This is a genomic window from Paraburkholderia sp. RL17-373-BIF-A (assembly GCF_046030175.1).
GTDB lineage: Bacteria > Pseudomonadota > Gammaproteobacteria > Burkholderiales > Burkholderiaceae > Paraburkholderia.
Window position 1 is genome coordinate 227,870 of the sequence record NZ_JARESO010000002.1, and the last position, 22,305, is coordinate 250,174.

24 protein-coding genes are annotated in these 22,305 nt (G+C 62.1%); 12 read left to right on the forward strand and 12 right to left on the reverse strand.

The features are described from left to right. The first annotated feature begins 119 nt into the window (after positions 1-119). From P0D80_RS02985 to P0D80_RS02995, 3 genes are all read left to right on the forward strand, one after another. Positions 120-977, forward strand: coding sequence for a carbon-nitrogen hydrolase family protein (locus P0D80_RS02985; protein ID WP_408281031.1), 858 nt, complete (start codon positions 120-122; stop codon positions 975-977). 253 nt (positions 978-1,230) lie between these two features. Further along, on the forward strand, positions 1,231-1,632 hold the full coding sequence (locus P0D80_RS02990; protein ID WP_041759096.1) for an FKBP-type peptidyl-prolyl cis-trans isomerase: 402 nt from the start codon (positions 1,231-1,233) through the stop codon (positions 1,630-1,632). A gap of 101 nt (positions 1,633-1,733) precedes the next feature. Further along, on the forward strand, positions 1,734-2,195 hold the full coding sequence (locus tag P0D80_RS02995) for a DUF488 domain-containing protein (RefSeq protein ID WP_132377817.1): 462 nt from the start codon (positions 1,734-1,736) through the stop codon (positions 2,193-2,195). A 47-nt stretch (positions 2,196-2,242) separates the two neighbouring features. On the opposite strand, the gene P0D80_RS03000 is transcribed toward P0D80_RS02995, so the two are convergent. Beyond that, the gene (locus tag P0D80_RS03000; RefSeq protein WP_132377815.1) at positions 2,243-2,473 is read right to left on the reverse strand and encodes a DUF2964 family protein; all 231 of its coding nucleotides are present in this window, start codon (positions 2,471-2,473) and stop codon (positions 2,243-2,245) included. A gap of 351 nt (positions 2,474-2,824) precedes the next feature. Between P0D80_RS03000 and P0D80_RS03005 the strand changes: the two genes are divergently transcribed. Further along, positions 2,825-3,898 carry a DUF6765 family protein gene (locus P0D80_RS03005; RefSeq protein ID WP_408281033.1) on the forward strand — a complete coding sequence of 358 codons (1,074 nt, stop codon included), beginning with the start codon at positions 2,825-2,827 and terminating at the stop codon, positions 3,896-3,898. A 27-nt stretch (positions 3,899-3,925) separates the two neighbouring features. Here the strand turns inward: P0D80_RS03005 and P0D80_RS03010 are convergent, their stop codons facing one another. Continuing rightward, the gene (locus P0D80_RS03010) at positions 3,926-4,162 is read right to left on the reverse strand and encodes a hypothetical protein (RefSeq protein ID WP_132377811.1); all 237 of its coding nucleotides are present in this window, start codon (positions 4,160-4,162) and stop codon (positions 3,926-3,928) included. A gap of 55 nt (positions 4,163-4,217) precedes the next feature. Further along, the gene (locus P0D80_RS03015) at positions 4,218-4,511 is read right to left on the reverse strand and encodes a hypothetical protein (protein ID WP_408281037.1); all 294 of its coding nucleotides are present in this window, start codon (positions 4,509-4,511) and stop codon (positions 4,218-4,220) included. Between the two features lie 371 nt (positions 4,512-4,882). On the opposite strand from P0D80_RS03015, the gene P0D80_RS03020 reads away from it, so the two are divergent. The 4 genes from P0D80_RS03020 to cls all read left to right on the forward strand — a co-directional run bounded on the left by P0D80_RS03020 (position 4,883) and on the right by cls (position 8,207). Then, positions 4,883-5,221 (forward strand): hypothetical protein, encoded by a 339-nt coding sequence (locus tag P0D80_RS03020; RefSeq protein WP_132377807.1) that lies wholly within the window; start codon positions 4,883-4,885, stop codon positions 5,219-5,221. Positions 5,222-5,436: 215 nt separating this feature from the next. After that, the gene (locus P0D80_RS03025; protein WP_408281466.1) at positions 5,437-6,288 is read left to right on the forward strand and encodes an H-NS family nucleoid-associated regulatory protein; all 852 of its coding nucleotides are present in this window, start codon (positions 5,437-5,439) and stop codon (positions 6,286-6,288) included. A 22-nt stretch (positions 6,289-6,310) separates the two neighbouring features. Beyond that, the gene (locus tag P0D80_RS03030; RefSeq protein ID WP_408175013.1) at positions 6,311-6,796 is read left to right on the forward strand and encodes a hypothetical protein; all 486 of its coding nucleotides are present in this window, start codon (positions 6,311-6,313) and stop codon (positions 6,794-6,796) included. 148 nt (positions 6,797-6,944) lie between these two features. After that, complete coding sequence (gene cls / locus P0D80_RS03035) at positions 6,945-8,207, forward strand: cardiolipin synthase (protein ID WP_132377803.1); 1,263 nt, start codon at positions 6,945-6,947, stop codon at positions 8,205-8,207. A 12-nt stretch (positions 8,208-8,219) separates the two neighbouring features. Here cls and P0D80_RS03040 read toward each other — a convergent pair whose 3' ends face one another. From P0D80_RS03040 to P0D80_RS03070, 7 genes are all read right to left on the reverse strand, one after another. Then, positions 8,220-9,176, reverse strand: coding sequence for a hypothetical protein (locus P0D80_RS03040; protein ID WP_408175012.1), 957 nt, complete (start codon positions 9,174-9,176; stop codon positions 8,220-8,222). Continuing rightward, positions 9,170-9,964: a MetQ/NlpA family ABC transporter substrate-binding protein gene (locus P0D80_RS03045; protein ID WP_408175010.1), complete on the reverse strand. Its 795-nt coding sequence runs from the start codon at positions 9,962-9,964 to the stop codon at positions 9,170-9,172. Before P0D80_RS03045 ends, P0D80_RS03040 begins: the two co-directional genes overlap by 7 nt. Then, on the reverse strand, positions 9,961-11,043 hold the full coding sequence (locus tag P0D80_RS03050) for a formylglycine-generating enzyme family protein (protein WP_408281045.1): 1,083 nt from the start codon (positions 11,041-11,043) through the stop codon (positions 9,961-9,963). Before P0D80_RS03050 ends, P0D80_RS03045 begins: the two co-directional genes overlap by 4 nt. 7 nt (positions 11,044-11,050) lie before the next feature. Continuing rightward, positions 11,051-12,997 carry an arylsulfatase gene (locus P0D80_RS03055; protein WP_408281049.1) on the reverse strand — a complete coding sequence of 649 codons (1,947 nt, stop codon included), beginning with the start codon at positions 12,995-12,997 and terminating at the stop codon, positions 11,051-11,053. 159 nt (positions 12,998-13,156) lie between these two features. After that, on the reverse strand, positions 13,157-13,699 hold the full coding sequence (locus P0D80_RS03060) for a hypothetical protein (protein ID WP_408281052.1): 543 nt from the start codon (positions 13,697-13,699) through the stop codon (positions 13,157-13,159). A gap of 113 nt (positions 13,700-13,812) precedes the next feature. After that, positions 13,813-14,460 carry a response regulator gene (locus P0D80_RS03065; protein ID WP_132377793.1) on the reverse strand — a complete coding sequence of 216 codons (648 nt, stop codon included), beginning with the start codon at positions 14,458-14,460 and terminating at the stop codon, positions 13,813-13,815. A 2-nt stretch (positions 14,461-14,462) separates the two neighbouring features. Further along, positions 14,463-15,872 (reverse strand): cache domain-containing protein, encoded by a 1,410-nt coding sequence (locus tag P0D80_RS03070; protein ID WP_408281055.1) that lies wholly within the window; start codon positions 15,870-15,872, stop codon positions 14,463-14,465. Between the two features lie 239 nt (positions 15,873-16,111). Between P0D80_RS03070 and P0D80_RS03075 the strand changes: the two genes are divergently transcribed. Together P0D80_RS03075 and mctP are read left to right on the forward strand one after the other, a co-directional pair. Continuing rightward, the gene (locus tag P0D80_RS03075; protein WP_132377789.1) at positions 16,112-16,309 is read left to right on the forward strand and encodes a DUF3311 domain-containing protein; all 198 of its coding nucleotides are present in this window, start codon (positions 16,112-16,114) and stop codon (positions 16,307-16,309) included. Beyond that, the gene (gene mctP, locus P0D80_RS03080) at positions 16,306-17,787 is read left to right on the forward strand and encodes a monocarboxylate uptake permease MctP (RefSeq protein WP_132377787.1); all 1,482 of its coding nucleotides are present in this window, start codon (positions 16,306-16,308) and stop codon (positions 17,785-17,787) included. The genes P0D80_RS03075 and mctP overlap by 4 nt, the downstream gene beginning before the upstream one ends. A gap of 86 nt (positions 17,788-17,873) precedes the next feature. Here the strand turns inward: mctP and P0D80_RS03085 are convergent, their stop codons facing one another. Together P0D80_RS03085 and P0D80_RS03090 are read right to left on the reverse strand one after the other, a co-directional pair. After that, entirely contained in the window at positions 17,874-19,106 is a 1,233-nt protein-coding gene (locus P0D80_RS03085; protein ID WP_408281060.1) for an NAD(P)/FAD-dependent oxidoreductase, read from the reverse strand. A 5-nt stretch (positions 19,107-19,111) separates the two neighbouring features. After that, positions 19,112-20,023 (reverse strand): LysR family transcriptional regulator, encoded by a 912-nt coding sequence (locus P0D80_RS03090; RefSeq protein ID WP_408281062.1) that lies wholly within the window; start codon positions 20,021-20,023, stop codon positions 19,112-19,114. Positions 20,024-20,311: 288 nt separating this feature from the next. On the opposite strand from P0D80_RS03090, the gene P0D80_RS03095 reads away from it, so the two are divergent. After that, positions 20,312-21,256, forward strand: a complete 945-nt coding sequence (locus tag P0D80_RS03095; RefSeq protein ID WP_408281065.1) for an aromatic alcohol reductase — start codon at positions 20,312-20,314, stop codon at positions 21,254-21,256. A gap of 212 nt (positions 21,257-21,468) precedes the next feature. Beyond that, on the forward strand, positions 21,469-22,296 hold the full coding sequence (locus P0D80_RS03100; RefSeq protein WP_408281068.1) for a DUF3348 domain-containing protein: 828 nt from the start codon (positions 21,469-21,471) through the stop codon (positions 22,294-22,296). Positions 22,297-22,305 lie beyond the last annotated feature (9 nt).

The window sequence follows — 22,305 nt, forward strand, 5'->3', positions numbered from 1 at the left end:
ATCTTCGCACTTACACGCGGCGTGCTGCTCGTGTTTAAATGCCGAGGCGTTGCCCGCCTATATCCGGGGTTGAACGTAGGCGGGCGCATCGCAACGGTTCATTCATCACGGAGTGCGCGTTGAATCACACACAGGCATTGCTGCCGCAAACTTCATTGCGAATCGCGGCTGCGCAAGCTCAACCGGTCTCCGGTGACGTCACGGCCAACATCGCCAGAACGGTCGAATTGACCGCTCTGGCCGCAAACGCCGGTGCAAAACTGGTGGTTTTTCCCGAGAAATTCCTGAGCGGCTACGAACCCGGCCTGATCGCCGGCGACCCCGCGAAATACGCGTTCGACGCAAACGACGCACGCCTCGAACCGATTCGGAACATTTGCCGGCAGCGCGAGATTGCCGTGATCGTCGGCGCGGCGACGCGCGGCGAGGGCGGCTTGCATATTTCTTCGCTGGTGTTCAGCCGTTCCGGCGAGCGACTCGATCCGTATCACAAGCAATACCTGTACAGCAGCGAAGCAAAGATCTATCGGCCGGGCACGCAAGGCCGCATGCTTGAAATCGACGGATGGCGTCTCGCGCTCGGCGTGTGCTACGACTCCGCCTTTCCGGAGCACGCGCGTCTTGCGGCGGTCAACGGCGCGCACGCGTATCTGGTGAGCGCGCTCTTCAGCGTGAAGACCGGCTACCACCAGTCGCGCATCTGGTTTCCCGCGCGGGCATTCGACAACACCGTGTACGCGTTGTTGTCGAATCACATCGGCACGACCGGCGGTTGGGCCACGTGCGGTGCGAGCGCAATCTGGAGCCCGTCTGGCGACGTGGTGGCGGAAGCGAGCCGCGAGCGCGAACAAGTGATTACCGCACTACTCGATCCGGCCGTGCTGGCCGATGTCCGCGAACGCGAGACGGTGCTCGCGGACTTCAACGCGCGCGGCGAGGCGACGACGGGAGCCTACGCGGTACAAAGTCTGGACTGACTAAAAACGCTCGCCGTAAGTCAATTCGAAGCAACAGGCTGCACCACGCTCAAAGTGTTGCGCTGCGACGCGGGCGTCGCTCGGAACAGTGCGATCATGCCCGCGCTCAGTAACGTGAAACGGGCCGCCTCGCTTATGAACGGGCCGTAATAGCCGGCGTCCGCAGTACAGCTTCGTCCATGCAAGCCAGCAGTGCTGGTGCGTCACATGCGATCCGTTACAATGACGCGCACTACCCATCTGGAGACTCGCTTTGAAATCTATCGTTGCATTGGTCGCAGCAGCTCTTCTGTCTTCGACGGCAATGGCCGCCGCGCCCACCACCGAAAAACTGCCTTCCGGCGTCGTGGTTGAACACCTGACGCAAGGCACTGGCGCCCAACCGGCCGCAGAAGATGTCGTGAAGGTCAACTACCGCGGCACGCTCGCCAACGGTACCGAGTTCGATAGCTCGGCGAAACACGGCGGCCCGGCCACGTTCCCGCTGAATCGCGTGATTCCGTGCTGGACGCAAGGCGTGCAGAAGATGAAGGTGGGCGGCAAGGCCAAACTGACCTGCCCGGCAGCGACCGCTTACGGCGATCGCGGCGTCGGCGTGATTCCGCCGAACAGCGACCTGACCTTCGAAGTCGAACTGGTCGGTATCGTCAAGTAAACCAGCGCGACGTGAATTGAGACTGAGCCCCGCTCCGGATATCGCAGCGGGGCTTTTCTTTTTCCGGGCACTGCGTCTGCCCGCTGCGAGGTACTCCCGAGATGAAACGTGAAACCAATGCCGTGCAGGTGGCCACCATCGGATTTACCGGCAAGACGGCCCAGGAATTTTTCGATTTGCTGAAAAACGCACAGGTGCGGACGGTACTCGACATCCGCCTGAGCAATACGTCGCAACTTGCCGGCTTCGCGAAAAAACAGGATCTGCCTTTCTTTCTCGACAAGTTGTGCGGCGCTGCTTACGAGGAAATGCCCGACCTGGCTCCGGAGCCCGATTTGTTCAAGCGCTACAAGGCCAAAGAACTGACGTGGGACGATTTCTCGGCGGCTTACGTCGAGTTGATCGCAAAGCGCCGGGTGGAAAGCAATCTGGACGTCGATCTATTCCGCTCGGCCTGCCTGCTTTGCAGTGAACATTTACCACACCACTGCCACCGGCGGCTCGCACTCGAATACCTGAACTCGCGTTGGAATAGCCGCCTGAAAATTACCCACCTGTCGTAACCGCCGACTGGATGGCGGCGCCTTTGCGCAACGGGAGAAGGCCGGATTCACTCGGATGGCGCGAACAGCATCGAGATATAAATGATGGTGGAGACGACAGTAATGCCGACGCCGATGAAAACTTTGGTGCGATTGAATTCCAGTCCGCCGTTAATGGCCACGCAGATCCCGACCACGGACGCCAGCGTGCCGATCGTGGCCAGCAGGACGTGAAGCTTGCTGCGTAGCAGCTTGCGCCGTTCCGGACTTGCGCCTTCTTTCCAATTGTCGAGTTTCACAGGATTTATCCTTTGAGTTAGCGTGTACTGCCCGAAGGTTTGGACTGGAGAGTGGTGCGGCCCGGTTATGCCCTTTCGCATTACGAATAGTTTCCAATGGCACAGCATAGCTGAGCCGCCGGACAGTGCAAATAATAAAAACGGGTAAATGCAGCGCCCGATTGTCACAAGTCTACTTAGTGGAGCGGCGTGTATGGGCCGGACTCCGCATGAAGCAGGGCGGCGTGCGGTTTTTTAAAGTCCCGGCGCGTTCGGTCGTCTACTATCTACTCACGCGCCGACGCGGCATCCACCTCGCCGCGCAGTCCAGAATCCCCCGTCGTCATTCGTCGCGCGTCAGGAGCGCCTGCCATGAATATCGACTTTCATTATGGTGTCGTCTATATTGCCGCCCGCGTGGCCGGCATGCCGGCCGGCGACGCGATCACCGTGGCGCATGCCTGCCAATACGTGGACGATGCGACGACCGCGGGCATTTTGCGCTTCAAGGGCGGCGAGACGTTCGAACGCTTTGCCACCGCGCACAAGTTATTCGACTACGCCACCACGGAGGACGACAAAAACCGGCTGGTGTGGACGCCCTTTCATTTTCTGCCGGCCGCCGTTGGTTCGACGTTGCACGAAAAGGCCGTGTGCCGCCCGAATAGCGCGGTCGCGCGCGAGGTGGTGCGGCGCGCGATCCTGCGCCGGGACACCGAGACAGGATTGCATCGGCTGGGCGTGACGCTTCACACCTATGTCGATACATGGGCGCATCAGGGCTTCGCCGGCATCGAAAGTCCATGGAATCGGGTTCATCTGCTGGAGGCCCAGGACTGTACGCGCAAAGGCTGGTTCGCCAAACTCAGGCTCGCCAGCGAGCACCTGATCGAGCACATCGAAGAGGATGTGCTGACCGTTGCGTTGCCGGTCGGTCATGGCGCTGCCTTGCACTATCCTGACCAGCCGTGGGCAAAATGGCATTACATCGACGGTAGAAACGAGTTCGTCCAACGACACAATCTGCCGGAATTCGTGCAAGCGGCCGAGATGGCATGCCGCGCGGTGCGCGCCTATCTGGCGGGGCGGCAAGATTTCGAGAACCTGCCCGGCATGCCGGACGATGTGAGAGACGTGCTCACGAACCTGCTCAATACGAACCGGCTCGAGGACGACAACGATCGCTTGCGGCACATTTGCCGCGTCGTGAAGGCCGGCGGTATTCCGGGTTTGAAAGAGTCGATTCCGGAATACGTGCCTAAAGGTCCCGGCTCCTGGAAGTTCCTGGCCACCGGTTTGAAGTTCGACGACGACACCGGAGACAAGCCGGTATGGACGGACGCCTTTGAGAAAAGCGATTACCGGCTATTTCACGACGCGGTCAAGCAGCACCGCTTCGTGACCACGCAGGAGATTCTGCCGACGCACGGATTGCGAATCGCCTGAACGGGGCGCCAGCGCCCCGAACCCCGGTTATTCCACTCTGGCTTGCTGACGTTGCGCGGCCTGTTCTTCCGCATGTTTTTTGGCCATATGCCGCCCCACCAGACAGCCGCCGACCGCGCCGACCACCGCGTGGTGTCCGGCATAGTGACCCGCCACTCCGCCTACGACCGCTCCCTTCATGCAGCCGGCCGCGTTTGCCGTGCCGACCGCTGCTGAAGTGAGTGCGACCGCCGCGAGGGCGGTTTTGATGTAACCCGCTTTCATCTGAAAAGTACCCGTTCAATTGAGGTGTTCTAACGTGGCGCTATTCGGCGTCATTTCAATAGCCGCCCCAGTGCCGTTCACGCCATTCGTGTTCGCGCCAATGCTCACGGCGCCATTCGCGTTCCCGCCATTCACGGCGCTCGCGCCACTCGCGTGCGCGCCAGTCGCCGTCACCGCCATAGGCAACCGGGACCACCGCCGGATCGCGCGCGACATAAACAGGCGGCGGCGCTGCAACCACGCCGACTGGAATGCCGACTCCGACGGCCACATCCACGTGCGCCGAGGCCGCCGACGATGCCGCCAGTACTGCCAGACCCAATGCCGCGCCGATAATCTTCTTGTTCATTTGCCTTCTCCTTGCATATCGAAGTGCGATGCTTCCGATTGCCTCAGGTTCGCCCTTGCGAGCTTTCCAGAGCTTTGCGTCGAGTTACGGTTCGGAGTGTAGGAGGGTGGTCCGGACACAGGTGAAACAGCGCTGCGAGATTGGTAACGCGGGGTTACGGAGGTTCGGGCTAGCGCGTTGCATCTCGGGAAACCTGGATTTCCTGGCAGGCAAAAAGTGTTTTTATAAAAAATGACCGGCGCAAACGTACGAAAGCAATAAAAAATGTACTGCTGTCCTTTGAATCTTCGAATGCTTGCCTATAGTAGAAGCGACTAATGCCGCGATGCACAGCGGCTGCCTTTCTTGATGCGTGTGACGGGGAAACGAAAATGACACCATCGAATGCTGCGATCTATCAGTCCCGGGCGTCGACGCCGGAGTCCTTACGAGCGCTTGCCGGCTATCTCGAACTGGCGCTCGACGAAGGCGAAAGCGTGGTCCTGATGCGAGTCGGCACGCATGTGCGCAGTGTTTATGTCGGCGACCCGTCCGGCGCATTGGAGGAATTGACCGAGCATGGTGTGGTGGCCGCCTGTCAGGCTGACGAGATGCTGTCGTTGACCCGGATGGGCCTCAACCGCATTACCGCGGATGACCAGCAGTACCGGTTCATGCGCAGTGTGCGGTATATCGCCGACCGTCAGGCCGTCGTGTTTACGCCGATGTGATCGCCGGCCCAACAATTGGAAAGACAATAGAAGAGAAGGGGGAGTGGCAAAGGAAAAGACAGAAAAAGTGCGGCAACGGAGTAAAGAACCCAAAAAGTTCGTACTCCACCGGATGCATGATCGACTCCGACTCGTGTTTTTATAGCCACGCCGATCTGCCTTTCTCGCGTCATTCGTGGCATAGTTCGATCGATTACCACATAAGGAGCAATCAAATGCCCACGTTAGAGCAAATCCAAGCAAAGCTTAAAAAGCTTCAGGCGCAAGCTGACGTCCTTATTGCCAGGAAAGCGCAAGTCGCGGTCGACCAGATTCGTGACCTGATGCTCAAACATGGCCTGACTACCGCGGATATCGAAGCCCAGGCAAAAGCCCGGCGCGCCGCGAGAGGCCTGAATGGCAATGGCAAGGTGAAAGCCGGCAGCTCCGGTAAGGCAATAGCAAAGTACCGCGACCATAAAACCGGTGCGACCTGGACGGGTCATGGCCGCGCGCCGGGTTGGATTGCCGGCGTGAAAGACCGCACACAGTTCCTGGTCGAAGGCGCGAGCGAACTGAAGTCGGCGGCCAAGGCGGCTGTCACCCATGCGAAAGGCAGCAAAGGTCAGCCGAAAGGCGCGCAACCGCCCAAGTACATCAATCCGAAAACCGGCGCGACCTGGAGCGGCCGCGGCCCGGCGCCGGCATGGCTCGCCACGGTAAAGGACCGCACCAGATTCCTGATCGATAGCGCTTCGGCAAGCGTTGCGGATGCTGGTCACAAAGCCGCAAAGAAGGCCGGCAAAGTGAAGTCGGCGGCAACCAGCGGCGTAGTGAGCAAGAAAGCCGCAGCCCGAAAAGTCGTGGCAAAGAAAGCCGGCGCGGCCAAAAAGACAGTTGCAAAGAAAGCCACGGCGGCCACCAGGAAAGTAGCGGCAAAGAAAGGCGCCGCAAAGCCGGCCGCGAAGAAGAGCGCCGCGACTAAAGCAGCCAGGAAAGCACCTGTGCGCAAGACCGCAGCCAAAAAAGCCGTCGCGGCGACTGTCGCGGCCACACCGCAAGCCGCGCCGGCGTCAGCCGGTGCATGAGCGTAACCGAGTCGTGAAGTAGATGACCAGTACGCTTGAAACACCCCAGCAGGAAGACCAGGTCGTCCTGCTGGACTCCGTTCCTCATCCGGCAGAAGATGCCGGCGAACCCTTCATCGTCGCGAGTGACCGCCGGGTCATTCTCTCTTATCCGATTGCGGAATCCGACTTTGAACGGTTCGGACCATTCGATCCCGACGACGACCCATTTTGCGCCGTGCTATTTCCGGACACGGTATTTCATCGCCTGGGTCCGCCCGGCGACGGCGATCTTGAGATCCATCCGCTCGCCTCGCAGGGTCTCACTAGCTACTCGGTTCATGAAGTCATGAATTCGTCGCTTGCCGCCGAGCTTGCGGCGGTCGCATCGACGGGACCCGCGCTGCGCCATTTTGTCATCACGTTTCAGCAGTCCACCTTCGAATGCGTAGCGTCGGACTATACGGTAGTCGGTGTCTATGGCGCGGGTGAAATAGCCATCCGGGAAGCGTTCTCGCTGGTCAGGTAATGAGGTTGAGTAGCAAGGTGCGGGCCTGCAACGGGCACGCGCAATGCGTCCTGCGTTCGTCGTAACAGCCGGGGCTGAGGCCCGGAGTCTTCGTCAAACCGCAGGACGCGCATCCGACGCGTCCCGCCGATTAGCATCGAGGCCACGCATGCTGACGATTTCCATTACCGCCTTCGTCACGCTCGTCATCATCTTGGTGATTGCCAATTTATCGAGCGGCGAGAAGAAGATCGAACATAAGATCGAACGCCTTTATGCGAGCGACGATCCGCAATTCCTTCGCTCGATGGGTTTGCTGCTCGGGCCGCCGGTCATCTCGGGCAATCGCTTCGAGATGCTGCTGAACGGCGACCACATTTTTCCTTCGATGCTGGAAGGCATCCGTTCCGCACGGCAAACGATCACGTTTGAAACTTTCATCTATTGGTCCGGCGAGATTGGCGAGCAGATTGCGCAGGCACTCGCGGATAAAGCGCGCGAAGGCATCGCGGTGCACGTGCTGCTCGACTGGGTCGGCTCGTCGAAAATGGATAAGCGCTATTTGGATCTGCTTCGCGATGCCGGCGCGGAAGTGATTCAGTATCACAAGCCCCATTGGACCGGCCTTGGCCGCATGAACGATCGCACGCACCGCAAACTGCTGGTGATCGACGGGCATATCGGCTTTACGGGTGGTGTGGGTATTGCGCCGGAGTGGACCGGCCACGCACAGAATGAAAAGCATTGGCGCGATACGCATTTCCGCGTGGCGGGTCCGGTGGTCGGCCATATGCAGGCCGTATTCATGGACAACTGGGTCAAGGCAACCGGCAATGTGCTGCACGGTCCCGGCTATTTTCCCGATGTCGAGTCAATGGGCGACGGCCTCGCGCATATGTTCAGCAGTTCGCCCTCGGGCGGCAGCGACGACATGCAGTTAATGTATCTGATGGCGATCACGGCAGCCACGCACTCCATTCATCTGGCGAGTGCCTATTTCGTTCCCGACAAGCTGACCATCAACGCGATTGTCGAGGCGGCGAAACGCGGCGTGAAAGTGCAGATCATCATGCCCGGCAAACGGATCGACACGCATACCGTGCGCGAAGCGTCGCGCGCGTGCTGGGGCGATCTGCTCAGAGCGGGCGTGGAAATGTACGAGTATCAGCCGACCATGTTTCACTGCAAATTGCTGGTGGTGGACGAATACCTGGTTTCGGTCGGCTCGACCAATTTCGACAATCGTTCGTTCAAGCTCAACGACGAAGCGAATCTGAACATCTACGACCGCGACTTCGCGAAGCAACAAACCGCCGTTTTTGCCGAGGATCTAAAGAAGTCGCAGCAGGTTACGCTCGAAGCATGGATGCACCGGCCCTTTACGGAAAAGCTGATCGAAAAGTTCGTGCCGCTGCTGGATACGCAACTCTGACGGTTCTTTTGATTACCGATCTGCGCCAGAGAGATAGGCTTCGATAGGTGATAGAGAAGAGGGAGTGCCGCTTTCCACTTCCATGGCAGGGAGTGGTGTGCCAAGAAGCGTTTGTGCACGTTGATACGCATGAGCGAATCCGCGCAATTCCTGAGTCACCGGACGATCGTCCAGTCGGCGGCGCAAAAGCGCTTGCTTAATACTGCGGTCGATCAACGCGAGTTGGCTGTCGATATAGTCGAGACACAACTGGCGACAGCGCGCGGAAGTACTGGCCACGGCCAACAGCGCCGGCACGATCGAGATCGTCAGAAAGCCGCCCGGCGGAATACGCGCCAACGCGGCGGGCGAGTCGAACAGATCTTTGCGCAGCGATTCGAATACGGCACGGCCCCACACCTCACGTTCTTTTTCGAGCGCGCGGCGGCGACGCGCCAAAGCGTTCCTCGCATTCGCGTCTTTTATCTCGCCTTCCGCGGTCATTAGTGCGGCGTCCGCGCGTTCACCTTCCTGAATGCAGTCGGCGCCCAGGTACGAGGCACTCTGATTGCGGCCGGCCAGCACGAGATGTTGCAGCGTATCCGGCACGAGCGGATCGAGCGGCACGACTTCACACGTGACCGGCTTGCCGTTCAGATGGATCGCACAGCGTCCATCATCGGCGAGCGCGGGACAGCGCGCCAGAGAAGGGTAATCGTAGCCCTGCGTCATGATGCTGAAGGTGTCGCCCGCGCGATGGAGCAGGGTGTCCGCGATCGATTCGAAGGCGGCGATATCGGCCTCGTCGAGCACGGCTTCGTGCCGGCCGACGCGCACCCGCTCACCGATGCGCCTGCGCGGCACGCGGCCGATCGCAAGGCAGCCGATGAACCGGTCGCGATGCCGGAACAGCTCGGGTAACGACATGGCCGGCGGACTATTGCAGCACTTGCCGCACGCCGTGCACGCGAACGAGAAAGCGTTCACCACGGCCGGCGCACCGAGTCCTGATAGCGCGTCAGAATGAAATGCGCGACGTCGTTCGAATGGTAAGCCGCCACCAGTTGCGCAACCCAAGGCCGAGCGCGGTCGGAATCGCGCACCGTCAACACGTTGGCGTAAGGCGAGCGGGCATCTTCGAGACCGAGGCTGTCGCGCGCCGGGTAAAGACCCGCGCGCGCCGCGTCGTCGCTATCTATCACGGCGAAGGCCACGCTGTTCAATGAGTCGAATAGACGTGCGCGCGGCACCTGGCGGATCCGCAGATTTAGCCGGTTGCTCGTGATGTCGGCGAGCGTCGCGTGCAGGCCAGCCGTGTCCTTGAACGTCAGCAGCGTGAAGTTCTGCAGCAGGATCAAGGCGCGCGCCGTGCCTTCCCGATCATCCGGAATGGCGATCGTCGCGCCGCGTTGCAGTTGGCCGAGGTTCGTCAGTTTGCGCGAGTACAAGGCGATGGGAAACGTCACGGTGGTGGCGACGCTCGTGAGCGCAAAGCCGTGCTGTTTGCGCTGTGCGTCGAAGCGGGCCTCGTCTTCGAAACTCGCCGCATCGATCTGCTTCGCGGCAAGCGCGGCGTCGATACGCTCGGGCTGATCGAATACGACCACGTCGAGCGTGAGTCCGCGACTGGCCGCGACGCGGCGCACCTCGTCCATGATCTCGGCATGCGCGCCCGCACTCACACCTATCTTGATGACTTGCGAAGCGGCAGCTTGCACGTGCTGAACCATCGAAGCGGCGACCAGCAGCACGGCCGTTGCGAATAACCGTGACTTCATGACGCATCCCTCAACACCGTGCGAAAACCGATATGCGACGCCGGCAAATCCGCTTCCTGCTGTTCGCGCGACGCCGCCCGATAGCGCACGCAATAGTCGCGCGAGCATAGGAACGAGCCGCCTTTGATGACCATCGGCGTGTCGTGTTTGCGGCTGAGCGGCGCGACCGCCGCGGTATCGCCATTGGTGTGGGACTGGTGCGGACCGCTATAAGCATCCTTGGTCCATTCCCACGCATTGCCGATCATGTCGTAGAGCTTGAAATCGTTGGCGGCATAGCAGCCGACGGGCGCGAGGCCGACGTGACCGTCCTCATTCGTGTTGAGCACGGGAAACACGCCTTGCCAGTAATTCGCGCTCGGCTTGCCGTGTTCATCGCGCGGAGCGGTATCGAGCTCCGCGCCTTCGCGGCCCGCCTTGCCCGCGTATTCCCACTCGGCTTCGGTGGGCAGATCGCGGCCCAACCAGCGCGCGTAGGCGAGCGCATCGGCTTGCGTGACCATCGTCACCGGTTGGTTCATGCGGCCTTCGAGCGTGCTGCCAGGTCCGGTGGGATGATTCCATGCGGCGCCTTTCACCCACGTCCACCACGCGAGATCGCGTGCATTCATCTCGTCGCGTGTCGGCGTATGAAATACCACTGCGCCGCCTTGGCGCTCCGAATCGCTGACGTAGCCCGTGGCCTTCACGAATGCCGCGAACTGCGCATTCGTCACATCGGTCTGATCGATCCAGAAGCCCGCGACGCGCGTCTTGCCGTCGCCGGCCGGACGCTCGTCTTCGTAGCCGAGCTTGCTGCCGAGCACGAAGTCGCCGCCATGCAGATGCACCATGCCGGCTTTCGGATCGTCGCGCCAGCGCGCGGGCAGGCCGGCGTAACGCTCGCATTGCCGCTCGGAGCCGAGCGCGGCCAACGGACGCGATGCATTGAGTTCGTCGAATGCCCCTTGTTTGCCGCCGCTAAAGACCGCCGAAGCGGCCGTCGCGGCGGTAAATGCAGCGGCGAAGGCGACCGTGGCGATCGCCGCGTAGACGCCGTACAGCGCCGCGTTGCTTTTGAGCTTGAATCTGACGGTCATTGCGTGCTCAGTAGTAACCGCGCGGACGCAACGGTTCGACGCCGCCGACGCTGCTCATATAGTTGTTCCACTGCTGCACGAGACCGTCGATCACCGAGGGATTCTGCGTCGACACGTCCTGCGTTTCGCCACGGTCGGCGCTCATGTCGAACAGTTGCCAGTGACCGTCCACGGGACCGAGCGGCGGTTCCGTCCACAACGCTTTCCAGCGGCCGTCGGCGCTGCGCAGATAGCCGCGGCCATAGGCTTCGTCGCCGAACGATGCGGTGTGCACGGCGCTCGTGGTCTGATCGTTCAGCAATGGCAGCAGCGACTGTCCGGTCACCGGATACACGTAGCGATTGTTATAGACCACCTTGCCCTTGTTCTGATCGACGCCGGTCAGCGTATTGATCAGCGCCGGCGCGGCCTGCGTAGGCGGCGGAATCTGTGCGACGGCGAGGAACGTCGCGGTGTTGTCGGTCACGTGCGTGAAGTCACGCAGCGTCGGCTTCTGCGTGGTCTGACCCGGCTGATGGACGATCAACGGCGTGGATACGCCACCTTCGCCCGAATAACCCTTGGTCAGACGGAACGGCGTGGCGCTCACCTCGGCCCAGCGCAAGCCGTACTGCAGACGTTGCGCGTTCTGCTTGCCGTTGTCGGTGCCGAGTGCCGAATAAACCGGGTCGGCGGCGTTGGCGGTATCGGTCGCGGTCGGGTCGGCGCCGGAGTCGATCGGCCAGCCTTCCGCGCCGTTATCCGACTGGAACATGATGAACGTGTTGTCGTACTCGCCGATATCCTTCAGATGCTGGATCAGCAGGCCGATGTTGTGGTCGAGGTTTTCGACCATGCCCGCGTAGATTTCCATATAGCGCGCCTGGGCCTTCTTCTCGGCGGGCGAGAGGCTCGCCCACGTCTTGTTCACCGTGCCCGGACCATAGTCGGTATAGCCTTGCGCCGCGCTATGCACGGCGCTCACGTACTTCGCGTTCACCGTGCCGTTGTTCGCGGTGGCCGCGGTCGCGGCGAGCGTTTCCGACGCGCCGCCGTACGGCACGAAGTCGTTCGGGATGATGCCGAGCGCCTTTTGCCGCGCAATGCGCGCGTTGCGGATCGCGTCGTAACCGGCGTCGTATTTGCCGGCGTAGTTATGCAGATAAGGCTCGGGTACTTGCAGCGGCCAATGCGGCGACGTGTAGGCCGCATAGGCGAAGAACGGCTTGCCATCGCCTTTGTTGGAGTCGATGTACGAGATCAGGCGCTGCGTGTAGAAGTCGGTCGAATAGAACACCGCTGGGCTGCCGCCCGCGCCGCCCGGTTGTCCCGGCTGGCCGGGCTGCACGTATTTGCCGTCTTCGGTGTAGTTCTGCGAGTTCGCCGGTTCGTGCGCGAAGTGATTGGTCGCGGCGCCGCCGAGCAATGCATAGCTGTGTTCGAAGCCCCATTGGTCGGGCGTCTGCCCACCGCCCGTCGTGCTGCCGACAATGCCCGAGCCGATATGCCATTTGCCGGCCATATACGTGTGATAACCGCCGTCCTTCAGCAGCTGCGCAACGGAGAGCGCGCGGTCGTTCAGATAGCCCTCGTAACCCGGCAGGCCTTTGCGCTCATCGGTCGGCACACCCATGGTGCCTTCGCCGACCAGATGGTGGTCGGTGCCGGAAATCAGCATGGAACGCGTGATCGCGCAGACGGTGCCCGTGTGGTGATTCGTCAGGATGCGGCCCGATTGCACTAGCGCGTCGAGGTTGGGCGTGTTGATCTCGCCGCCGAACGCGTGGATGTCGGAATAGCCGAGGTCGTCAGCCATGATGTACAGAATGTTCGGGCGTTTCTGCGCGACTACGGGTGCGGGCGTCGGGCTGGGCAAATTGTCGTCGCCGCACGACGCGAGTGCGACGAGGCTGGCAACGGCGGCGCCGATCATGCCAAGGCGAAGAGAAGGGCGCTGCGATCGTTGTGTTGTCATTGTTGTCGTGACCGGATATGTCGGGTCGCCGATGGTAGCAATGACGTCGAAACGCCCAAAGTTCGATTTCTGCGTTGCTATGTTCGATCGCCGATATAGGCGTTGCAGCGTGATACCGGATATCACGCGCGCGCTGCATTCGCTCGTCGGCCTGTGTGGCTAGTTGCCTGGATCGAGTACCGGCTTGTCCGGATTCGCAAGCGTTTTGTAGGGGAGCTGTGCGGCATGCGGATTGGTGGTCGTGTCGTCGATCACACGCTCGACGTCCGCGGTTTTCGCGAGTTCGGTGAGGAAGGCCTTCTTGTCGAAACCTGGCGCAACGCAACCTTCGACATAGATGAAGCGGCGTTGCAGCGTCAGCCAGAGCGTCGACTGTTCGCGCCAGTGCGTGGCGAAGTTGATGTTGGTGAGGCGTCGCTGCAGGGCGTCGGCGATTTCCACGTCGTACAGATAGGCGTTCGACAAACGGCAGCGGCCTTCCACCCAGCAGCTATTGCCGCGCTCGATCCGGTAATGGCTGTCGTCGAGCCATTCCTGCTCGGTTTCGAGCGGGCCCAAAGGCACCGGACAGTCGCCGATCGCTTTGGAGATCTGAAAGAACGGATCGTGGCCGCGATTGACGCGCGCCGGTTCGGCATGCGCGTGAGTGGCGGCGAAACAGATCAGCAGACTCGCTAGCCGCAATGGGATCGAGCGTTTCATCCTCATCAGCTCCAGGTGTCGGGCGTTGAGTAGATCAGACGGAACGACGGCAGTGGTTTGAGTGGATGCTGTGCTAATTATGCTGCGATCGCGCACTCGCGTCAGTCAGGTTTTTACCGGCTCGTGCGACGATTCTCGACTGCGAACTTGATCAACTCGGCCTGACCTTCAATATCGAGCTTGCGTTTCAGATTCAGCCGATGCGTTTCCACCGTACGCACGGAGAGATCGTTGCGCTGAGCGATCTGCTTGCTGGACAGGCCTTCCGCGAGCGCGTCGAGAATGTCGCGTTCACGCGGCGTGAGCCGCTCGACGGGCGACTGCGTTGCCGAAGCCTGAATCAGACGTGCGCCCAGTCCCGCGCTGAAAAACTGTTTACCTTCGAGCACCGCGCCGATCGCCTGGATGATTTCGGTGGCGGGCGAATCTTTGAGCACGTAACCGCTCGCGCCCGCGCGCACCGCCTGGGTCACGTACTCGAGATTGTCGTGCATCGACAGCATGAGCACGCGAATCGCCGGGAAGCGTTCATGAAACATGCCGGCCAGTGCGATGCCGTTCATCCCGTTCATGCCGACATCCATCAGTACGAGGTGGGGCTCCTCACTCGCGGCGAGGGCGAGCGCTTCCTGCGCATTGCCCGCTTCGCCGACCACTTCGAGGTTGCGCACCGCTTCGAGCCGTGCGCGCAAACCGTCGCGCACGAGCGGATGATCGTCGACGAGAATCAGACGGGCGATAGCGGGTGAGGCGTCGTTCATGGTCAGGTTTCCTGCAAGGCCGGCAATGTCGGCTCGGTCGATCCGAGCGGCACGCGTGCGGTGACGAGAGTGTGGCCGGCCTGTGAACTGAGCGACAGCGTGCCGCCCAGCGCTTCGAGCCGTTCGCGCATATTGCGCAGACCCACGCCCGAGCGCCGGCCGACGAACGCATGCGCCACGTCGAAGCCGTGTCCGTTGTCCGCGATGTTCAGCGTGACGGCGTCGTTCGAGACTTCCAGCGCGAGCGCCGCGCTCGACGCCTGCGCGTGGCGCACGATATTCGTCAGCGCTTCCTGGGCGATCCGGAACAGCACGGTGTTGACCGCGTCGGGCAAAGCCGCGGCGTGCGTGTGGGCAATCTGCGTGAAGCCGATCTCGATGCCCGACTGCTCGCTGAGTTCGCGCGAGAGCTGCTCCAGTGCGGCCGCCACGCCGAGATCGTCCAGCATCGACGGACGCAGCGCATGGGAAATGCGCCGCACTTCGCGCAAGGTGTCGCCAAGCCGCGTGAGGCTGGTGGTGAGCGCGCCCTCTGCCGCGGGCACGCGCACTTCGCTGCGCTCGAAGCGCGCCAGCGCGGATTCGAGCAGCAGCTTCACGGAGACCATCATCTGGCTGATGCCGTCGTGCAGTTCACGCGACAGGCGCGCCCGTTCGTTTTCCTGCGACTCCACCACCTGCTGCGCAAGCCGCTTCAGTTTGGCGTCCGCACTGCGATATTCGGTGACGTTGAGCACGAGCGCGCATAGCGCGATCACAGCGAGTCCGGCCACGGCGATTGCGTCGATCCATTTCATCGTACGATCGATGTTGGCGGCCGCGCCCTCGTCGATATGCGCGAGTGTGCTGTCCACGTCGTCGAGATAGATGCCGGTGCCGATCATCCAGCCCCAGCGCTCCAGCGGCACCACATAGCCGAGTTTCGAAGCCACCTTGCCCGTCGACGGACGATGCCACAGGTAGCGCACATAGCCGCCGCCGCGCGAGGCCGCGGCGAGCAGTTGCTGGATCGTCAGCGTGCCTTCGCGGTCGCGCATTTCCCACAGGTCGCGCCCCACGAGGTCGGGCTCGCGCGGATGCATCAACGAACGGCCGTGCATGTCGTAGACGAAGAAATAGCCGTCCTTGCCGAAGTCCATTTTTTCCAGCACGTCGAGCGCGCGCATGCGCAGCATCGAGTCGTCGCGCGCATTGTCCTGGCCAGCGTTATAGAGCGGCGCGATCGCGGTAGTGGCGAGTTCGACGTAATGCTTGAGCTCGATCTCCTTGCTGGCCATATACGCGGCCTGCGTGGTCGCGTGCTGCGTCTCGGCGAGCGCCGTGGCTTCCTGGCGCACACCGATTTCGATGCTCGCGATGGCGGCCAGAAAGGGCACGATCGCCAGCAGGACAATCTTGGCTTTGAGTTTCATCGTTGAAAAGACGGCCGACCGGCTACGTAGTATTACGTAGCCGGCTTACGTAGTTGCGCGCTTGTGAGGACGCTCACGAAGGCGAATACTACATCCCCGCGGCGTAGTGCGCCTTGAGGGCGTTTGCGCGGCGCGAGGAGCGCATTCCGGTTTCGCCGACTAATATCACGAAACCGGTTTCCGCGTGCCGGGCCACAAGCCCTGGCGCGCGGTGTCGATAATAGACTTAGGAGATGATTGTGGAGACCTCCCACCCTGCCGGCCGTTCATGGCTATGGCTGATCCTGCTGATCCCGTACATCGCATTGCTGTGGCTGCCGTTCTATAACGACACGCGTCCGTCGTTCGCCGGCTTTCCGTTCTTCTACTGGTATCAGTTCTTGTGGGTGCCGTTGACCTCGCTACTGATTTACGTCGTGTACCGAGGTGTCAAATGAGCGATACGAATCCTGTGAATCCGGTTGCGATGACCGTCTTTATCGCGTTCTTCGTTCTCGTTACCGTGATCGGCTTCTTCGCCGCGCGCTGGAAACGGGGCGACCTGACGCAATTGCACGAGTGGGGCCTCGGCGGCCGCCAGTTCGGCACGGTCATTTCGTGGTTCCTCGTGGGCGGCGACTTCTATACCGCTTATACGGTGATCGCAGTGCCTGCGCTGGTCTATTCGGTGGGTGCGTATGGCTTCTTTGCGTTGCCGTACACGATCATCGTCTATCCGTTCGTGTTCGCGGTGATGCCGAAACTGTGGAAGGTCGCTCAGGCGAAAAACCACATCACGGCAGCGGACTACGTGCAGGGCGAATACGGCGGCAAGTGGTTCCCGGCGGCCGTCGCGATCACCGGCATTGTCGCGACCATGCCGTATATCGCGCTGCAGCTGGTGGGCATGCAGGTCGTGATCAAGGGGCTCGGCGTGACGGGCGAAATGCCGCTGATCGTCGCCTTCGTGATTCTCGCGCTGTACACGTATGCGAGCGGCCTGCGCGCGCCGGCGATGATCGCGTTCGTCAAGGACATCATGATCTACATCGTCGTGATCGCGGCGGTGTGGCTGATTCCGGCCAAGCTCGGCGGCTACGCGCATGTGTTCGACGCGGCCGATACGTATTTCAAGGCCAAGGGCGGCGCGACCGGCATCATTCTGAAGCCGACGCAATTCACCGCGTATGCGTCGCTGGCTTTGGGCTCGGCGCTGGCGGCGTTCATGTATCCGCATACGATGACGGCGGTGCTGTCGTCTTCGTCGGCGAATACGGTGCGCAAGAATGCGATCTTCCTGCCGGCGTACACGCTGCTGCTGGGTCTGATCGCGTTGCTCGGCTATATGGCGATTGCGGCCGGCGTGCATGTGAAGTCGGCTTCGGACATGGTGCCGGCGTTGTTCAACACGCTGTTCCCGTCGTGGTTCGTCGGCTTCGCGGCGGCGGCGATTGCGATCAGCGCGCTGGTGCCGGCGGCGATCATGTCGATTGGCGCGGCCAATCTGTTCACGCGCAACCTGTGGCGTCCGCTCGTTTCGCCGAATATCTCGCCTGAAGGCGAGGCTTCCACGGCGAAGATCGTCTCCCTCGTCGTGAAGTTCGGTGCGCTGCTGTTCATCGTGTTCCTGCCGACGCAATACGCGATCGACCTGCAACTGCTGGGCGGCGTGTGGATTCTGCAGATCTTCCCGGCGATCGTGTTCTCGTTGTACACGCGTCGTTTGAACACGCCGGGTCTGTTCCTCGGCTGGCTGGCCGGGATCGTGCTCGGTACCGGGCTGGCGATTTCGCAAGGCCTCAAGCCGGTGTTCGCCCTGCATCTCGGCGATGCGGTCTATCCGGTGTATATCGGCCTGATCGCGCTGGCGGTCAATATCGTCGTGAGCTTTGCCGTGTCGGTTCTGTCGCCGCGTAGAGTGGTGGCCGCGGCCTAAGCAATCGATGTCGAGATAAAGGAACGCCGCGGAGCTTGTTTGTCCGCGGCGTTTTTTTATTGTGGCTCGGAGCGCGACCCGCGCCGTTAGAACCGTTCCACGCTGAACGGCCGCGGGTCCACCACGGTTTCCTCGCCGGTCATCATCTCGGCGATCAGACGTCCGGTTATCGGACCCAAGGTCAGCCCGTGATGCGCGTGGCCGAACGCGAACCACAAGCCCGCGTGTTTTTTCGCGGGGCCGATGATCGGCATCATGTCCGATGTACAAGGGCGTCGGCCCATCCAGGGTTCGTCGTCGAGACGCTTGCCCAAGGGAAACAGCGTGCGGGCAACCGGCTCGACCGCCGCAAGTTGCGCCGGCGTCTTGGGCGCATCGAGGTCCGCGATTTCCGCACCGGTCGTCAAGCGGATGCCGCGCGCCATCGGCGCCAGCACATAGCCGCCTTCCGCGTCGAGCACCGGATGATTCAGACGCGCTGTCCCCTGCGGCTCGTAGTGCATGTGATATCCGCGTTTGACGGCGAGGGGCAAGCGGTAACCCAAGCGCGTACTCGCGCGATCCGACCACGGCCCCAACGCCACGACCGCGGATGAAGCCGAGATCGTTCCCGCTTCCGTATCGACCTGCCAGCCATCGCGAAGCGTGTCCGCATCGCCGATAAAAAACCGTCCGCCGAGCGCTTCGAAGTATCTGGCGTAAGCGGTGACGAGCGCGTTCGGGTCGCTCACGGAATCGGATGCCGGATAACGCAGGCCGCCCAGTAGCGTCTTGTCGAGATCGGGCTCCATCTGTTGCAGACGGGCGGCGTCGAGCGCTTCGAACTCGACCTCGTATTCGCGATGCCACTGTTCGGCGAGCCGCAATTCCGCGTCGCGAGCCGCTGCGGTGCGAAACACTTTCATCCAGCCGATCGGGCGTAAAAGCGCGCTTGCGCCGGCATCGACGGCGAGCGCCCGGTGCTCGCTCACGCAATGCTCGATCAGCGTCGCGTACGACTTCGCAATGGCGGCGTGCCGCGCCGGATGTGAGTTGCGCCAGTACTGCCACAGAAACGGCGCTGTCTTGAGGATGGCGTCGGCATGATAGCGAACGTCCGCCGACTGGTTGCGCGCATAGCGCAGCAACGTGTCGAGTCCCCGAGGAAACGCGTAGGGATAGACGCCTTCACGCTGAATCAGTCCGGCATTGCCGAACGAGGTCTCGTTGCCGGGCAGCTTGCGATCGACCAGCGCGACCTGGCGGCCGCGTTTCTGCAAATGCACGGCGACGCATACGCCGACAATGCCTGCCCCGAGCACAACAGTATCGAATTTCATTCTGCTTATAGGCCTCGCATGAAGTCGCTTTGTTCGAAGAGTTCCGCGATCCAGTCGACGAACGTTCGGGTCGCGCCGCTTGCGTTTCGGCCGTGCGGATAGACGATCGAAACAGGCACAGCCGACGATCGCGCACTGGCGAGTACTTCTTTCAGACGCCCTGATTTCAGATACGGCAGCGCGACGAATTCCGAGAGCTGGATCAGTCCCAATCCTTCCAGGCCGCATTGCAGATAGGCCTCTGTCTCGTTGACCGAGAAGCGGCTCGGCATGGTCATCGCGAGATCTTCGCCTTGTACGTGGAAGCGCCAGTCGAGCGGCCTCCCTGTCGCGTTCGAGATGTAATTGATCGCACGGTGATCGTTGAGCGCGCTCACGCTGTCGGGCTCGCCATATTCTTTCAAATATCGCGGCGATGCGCACGTGATCCAGCTCAGTTCTCCGAGCCGCCGCGCAATCAGGCTCGAATCCGCCAGTGCGCCGGTGCGGATCACGCAATCGATGCCGTCGTAGATCAGGTCCGCGGGCCGATCGCTCAGACCGAGCACGAGTTCGATGCCGGGAAAGCGCTGCTCGAATTCGCGCAGCCGCGGCAACACCATCGCGCGCCCGATCACGCCCGGCATGTCCGCGCGGACACGTCCACGCGGAGTCGCCGCGTCGGCGGACAACTCGCTTTCCACGCGCGCGATCTCCGCGAGAATCGCCCGGCAGGACGTGTAGTACCGCTCGCCCGCATCGGTCAGGCTGAGCGTGCGGGTACTGCGCCGGAGCAGGGCGGCGCCCAGCTCGTGCTCCAGATTCTTGATCATCGTCGTCACCGACGAACGAGGCAGCGAAAGCGTCTCCGCGGCCTTGCTGAAGCTCTGAGCCTCGACGATGCGCATGAAGGTCGTCATCGCTTGAAGTTTGTCCATGAGCGGGGCACCTGTCCGGGTTCGCACTGCGCCGTCCACAGGCGCGTTGCAGCGGGCGTTCATCTTACATGGAGTCGTTCGCTTATCCGACTTGAGCCGGCTGGTTCGAGGCGGGCGCTTTCTCAATTCCGTGAGGGCGAACAATGGCGGCGACTTGCGCACCTAGACTCCAATTCGTCCGGCTGACTTCTGCCTGAAGCTACACCGCAGCAGCGTGTTACCGGTGACGGCGGATCGCACGAGCGAACGCCACTCGATCCATTCCCGAACTTCGAAAAGGTCTCACACATGTCGCACACTCAATCCATTCTCGTGCTCGGCGCCGGTGAACTCGGCATGGCCGTATTGCGCAGTCTCGCGCGGCGCGCCGCGTCGACGCCGGGCGTCTCGCTCGCGGTTCTCCTGCGACCGTCCACCCTGCAATCGAGCGATGCCGCCAGGCAGAAGGAAATCGCCGAATTGCGCGCGCTCGCCATCGAACTCGTGCCGGGCGATCTGGCCGCGCAGTCCGAGGCCTCGCTTGCGGCGCTGTTTCGGCGCTTCGACACGGTCGTGTCCTGCACCGGGTTTGTCGGCGGCAAAGGCGTGCAGTTGAAGATTGCCCGTGCCGTGCTCGCGGCTGATGTCGCGCGTTATTTCCCGTGGCAGTTCGGCGTGGACTACGACGTGATCGGCCGGGGCAGTGCGCAGGACCTGTTCGATGAACAACTCGACGTGCGCGACCTGCTGCGCGCGCAAGACCGGACCGAATGGGTGATCGTGTCGACCGGCATGTTCACGAGTTTTCTGTTCGAGCCGTCCTTCGGCGTGGTGGATCTGGAGCAGAACACGGTTCACGCGCTCGGCAGTTGGGACAACGCGGTGACGGTCACCACGGCCGACGACATCGGCAGACTGACCGTGGAGATCATGTTCGCCGAGCCGCGCATCGCGAACGAGGTCGTGTTCGTCGCCGGGGATACGGTGACTTATCGGCAAGTGGCGGAGGCCGTCGACGCGATGCTCGGGCGCAAGGTTCGCCGCGTCGAATGGAGCGTGCCGCAATTGCAAAGCGAACTGGCCGAGAAGCCCGACAGTTCGATCAGGAAGTACCGCGTGGTGTTTGCGGAAGGTGAGGGCGTGGCATGGGATATGGATCGCACGTTCAACGCGCAGCGCGGCATGGCGGTTTGCAGCATGGCGCAGTGGATGCGCGAAAACCTTCTGATGAGCGAGGCCGTGTCGCTTCAGTGAGCGCGCAATCGGGCGGAGCGGCGAGCCGGAGCGGAAGGTCGAAGCGGAAGGCCCAAGAAGGCCAAAGCAGCAGGCGAATCATCAAGCCGGAACGCCCCGCCGAGCACGGCTCCGCTCAAGTAAAATGCGCCTCGCGCACGGTCCGCGGATCGACTTGCGGCCGCCCAGGCGCCGACAGCGTGTAAACTGGCGACTTTTTTGTCTCCGGTGGTATGTTGCAAGCCCCCCAGCGCACCGCCCTCAGCGGCCCGGCGCTCATTCGCTTACTGGCACGCCTCGCGGATGTCGATGTCCCCGAATCCAGGCAATCGCTCTCGGACCGGCTCAGCCAATGGCTCGGCTGGACCGACGCCATTGCGCTGTCCTCGGCACTGAGCGGCAATCCGCCGGCCGTCGCCGCCGGCGCGCGAAGCTTCGGCAGCGCCGAAGAGTCGGAGTACGTGCGCGCGCGCAGTTCGCTCGCGAAGAACATCACGGGCGATAGCGTGTTCGCAGCCGACAGGCGGCGTGGTCCCGCGCATGCGTCCGCACAGGCGGCGTCGCAGAATACGCCCGCGGAGCCGGTGGCCGATTACGCGGTTTTCCGTCAACGCTACCTCTCCATCCAGCAGTCGATGGAAATGGCGATCGGCAATCTGCGCGGCCGCCTGCGGAGCATGCTGGCCGCGAGAACGCCCGCCATGGCGCGGCTCGCCGTGGTGGATGCGGTGATGGAGCGCGCGCTGAGCGAGCGCGAGCGCAATCTGCTGGCTGCCGTGCCCGTGCTGCTGGCCGCGCACTTCGAGCGCTTGCGCGCGGCCGAGCAGGCGACGCTGGCCGCCGCCGAGGCCGCCGAGGCCGCCGAGGCCGCCGAGGCCGCCGAATCCGCGGACGACGCCGGAAGCAATGCGGCAAGCAGCGCCGCAAGCAACCCAGCGGCGCCCACGCCCGGCGCATGGCTGAATGTGTTCCGCAAGGACATGCAAAGCGTGTTGCTTGCCGAACTGGATGTTCGTTTACAACCGGTCGAAGGGTTGCTCGCCGCCCTTCGCGCCAGCTAACTGGGACAC

Excerpts from the sequence above, each read along its gene's own strand:
- P0D80_RS02995 (WP_132377817.1), top strand. The coding sequence starts at position 1,734 with ATGAAACGTGAAACCAATGCCGTGCAGGTGGCCACCATCGGATTTACC.
- P0D80_RS03005 (WP_408281033.1), top strand. The coding sequence starts at position 2,825 with ATGAATATCGACTTTCATTATGGTGTCGTCTATATTGCCGCCCGCGTG.
- P0D80_RS03010 (WP_132377811.1), bottom strand. The coding sequence starts at position 4,162 with ATGAAAGCGGGTTACATCAAAACCGCCCTCGCGGCGGTCGCACTCACT.
- P0D80_RS03015 (WP_408281037.1), bottom strand. The coding sequence starts at position 4,511 with ATGAACAAGAAGATTATCGGCGCGGCATTGGGTCTGGCAGTACTGGCG.
- P0D80_RS03020 (WP_132377807.1), top strand. The coding sequence starts at position 4,883 with ATGACACCATCGAATGCTGCGATCTATCAGTCCCGGGCGTCGACGCCG.
- P0D80_RS03025 (WP_408281466.1), top strand. The coding sequence starts at position 5,437 with ATGCCCACGTTAGAGCAAATCCAAGCAAAGCTTAAAAAGCTTCAGGCG.
- P0D80_RS03030 (WP_408175013.1), top strand. The coding sequence starts at position 6,311 with ATGACCAGTACGCTTGAAACACCCCAGCAGGAAGACCAGGTCGTCCTG.
- cls (WP_132377803.1), top strand. The coding sequence starts at position 6,945 with ATGCTGACGATTTCCATTACCGCCTTCGTCACGCTCGTCATCATCTTG.
- P0D80_RS03045 (WP_408175010.1), bottom strand. The coding sequence starts at position 9,964 with ATGAAGTCACGGTTATTCGCAACGGCCGTGCTGCTGGTCGCCGCTTCG.
- P0D80_RS03050 (WP_408281045.1), bottom strand. The coding sequence starts at position 11,043 with ATGACCGTCAGATTCAAGCTCAAAAGCAACGCGGCGCTGTACGGCGTC.
- P0D80_RS03055 (WP_408281049.1), bottom strand. The coding sequence starts at position 12,997 with ATGACAACACAACGATCGCAGCGCCCTTCTCTTCGCCTTGGCATGATC.
- P0D80_RS03060 (WP_408281052.1), bottom strand. The coding sequence starts at position 13,699 with ATGAAACGCTCGATCCCATTGCGGCTAGCGAGTCTGCTGATCTGTTTC.
- P0D80_RS03065 (WP_132377793.1), bottom strand. The coding sequence starts at position 14,460 with ATGAACGACGCCTCACCCGCTATCGCCCGTCTGATTCTCGTCGACGAT.
- P0D80_RS03070 (WP_408281055.1), bottom strand. The coding sequence starts at position 15,872 with ATGAAACTCAAAGCCAAGATTGTCCTGCTGGCGATCGTGCCCTTTCTG.
- mctP (WP_132377787.1), top strand. The coding sequence starts at position 16,306 with ATGAGCGATACGAATCCTGTGAATCCGGTTGCGATGACCGTCTTTATC.
- P0D80_RS03085 (WP_408281060.1), bottom strand. The coding sequence starts at position 19,106 with ATGAAATTCGATACTGTTGTGCTCGGGGCAGGCATTGTCGGCGTATGC.
- P0D80_RS03090 (WP_408281062.1), bottom strand. The coding sequence starts at position 20,023 with ATGGACAAACTTCAAGCGATGACGACCTTCATGCGCATCGTCGAGGCT.
- P0D80_RS03095 (WP_408281065.1), top strand. The coding sequence starts at position 20,312 with ATGTCGCACACTCAATCCATTCTCGTGCTCGGCGCCGGTGAACTCGGC.
- P0D80_RS03100 (WP_408281068.1), top strand. The coding sequence starts at position 21,469 with ATGTTGCAAGCCCCCCAGCGCACCGCCCTCAGCGGCCCGGCGCTCATT.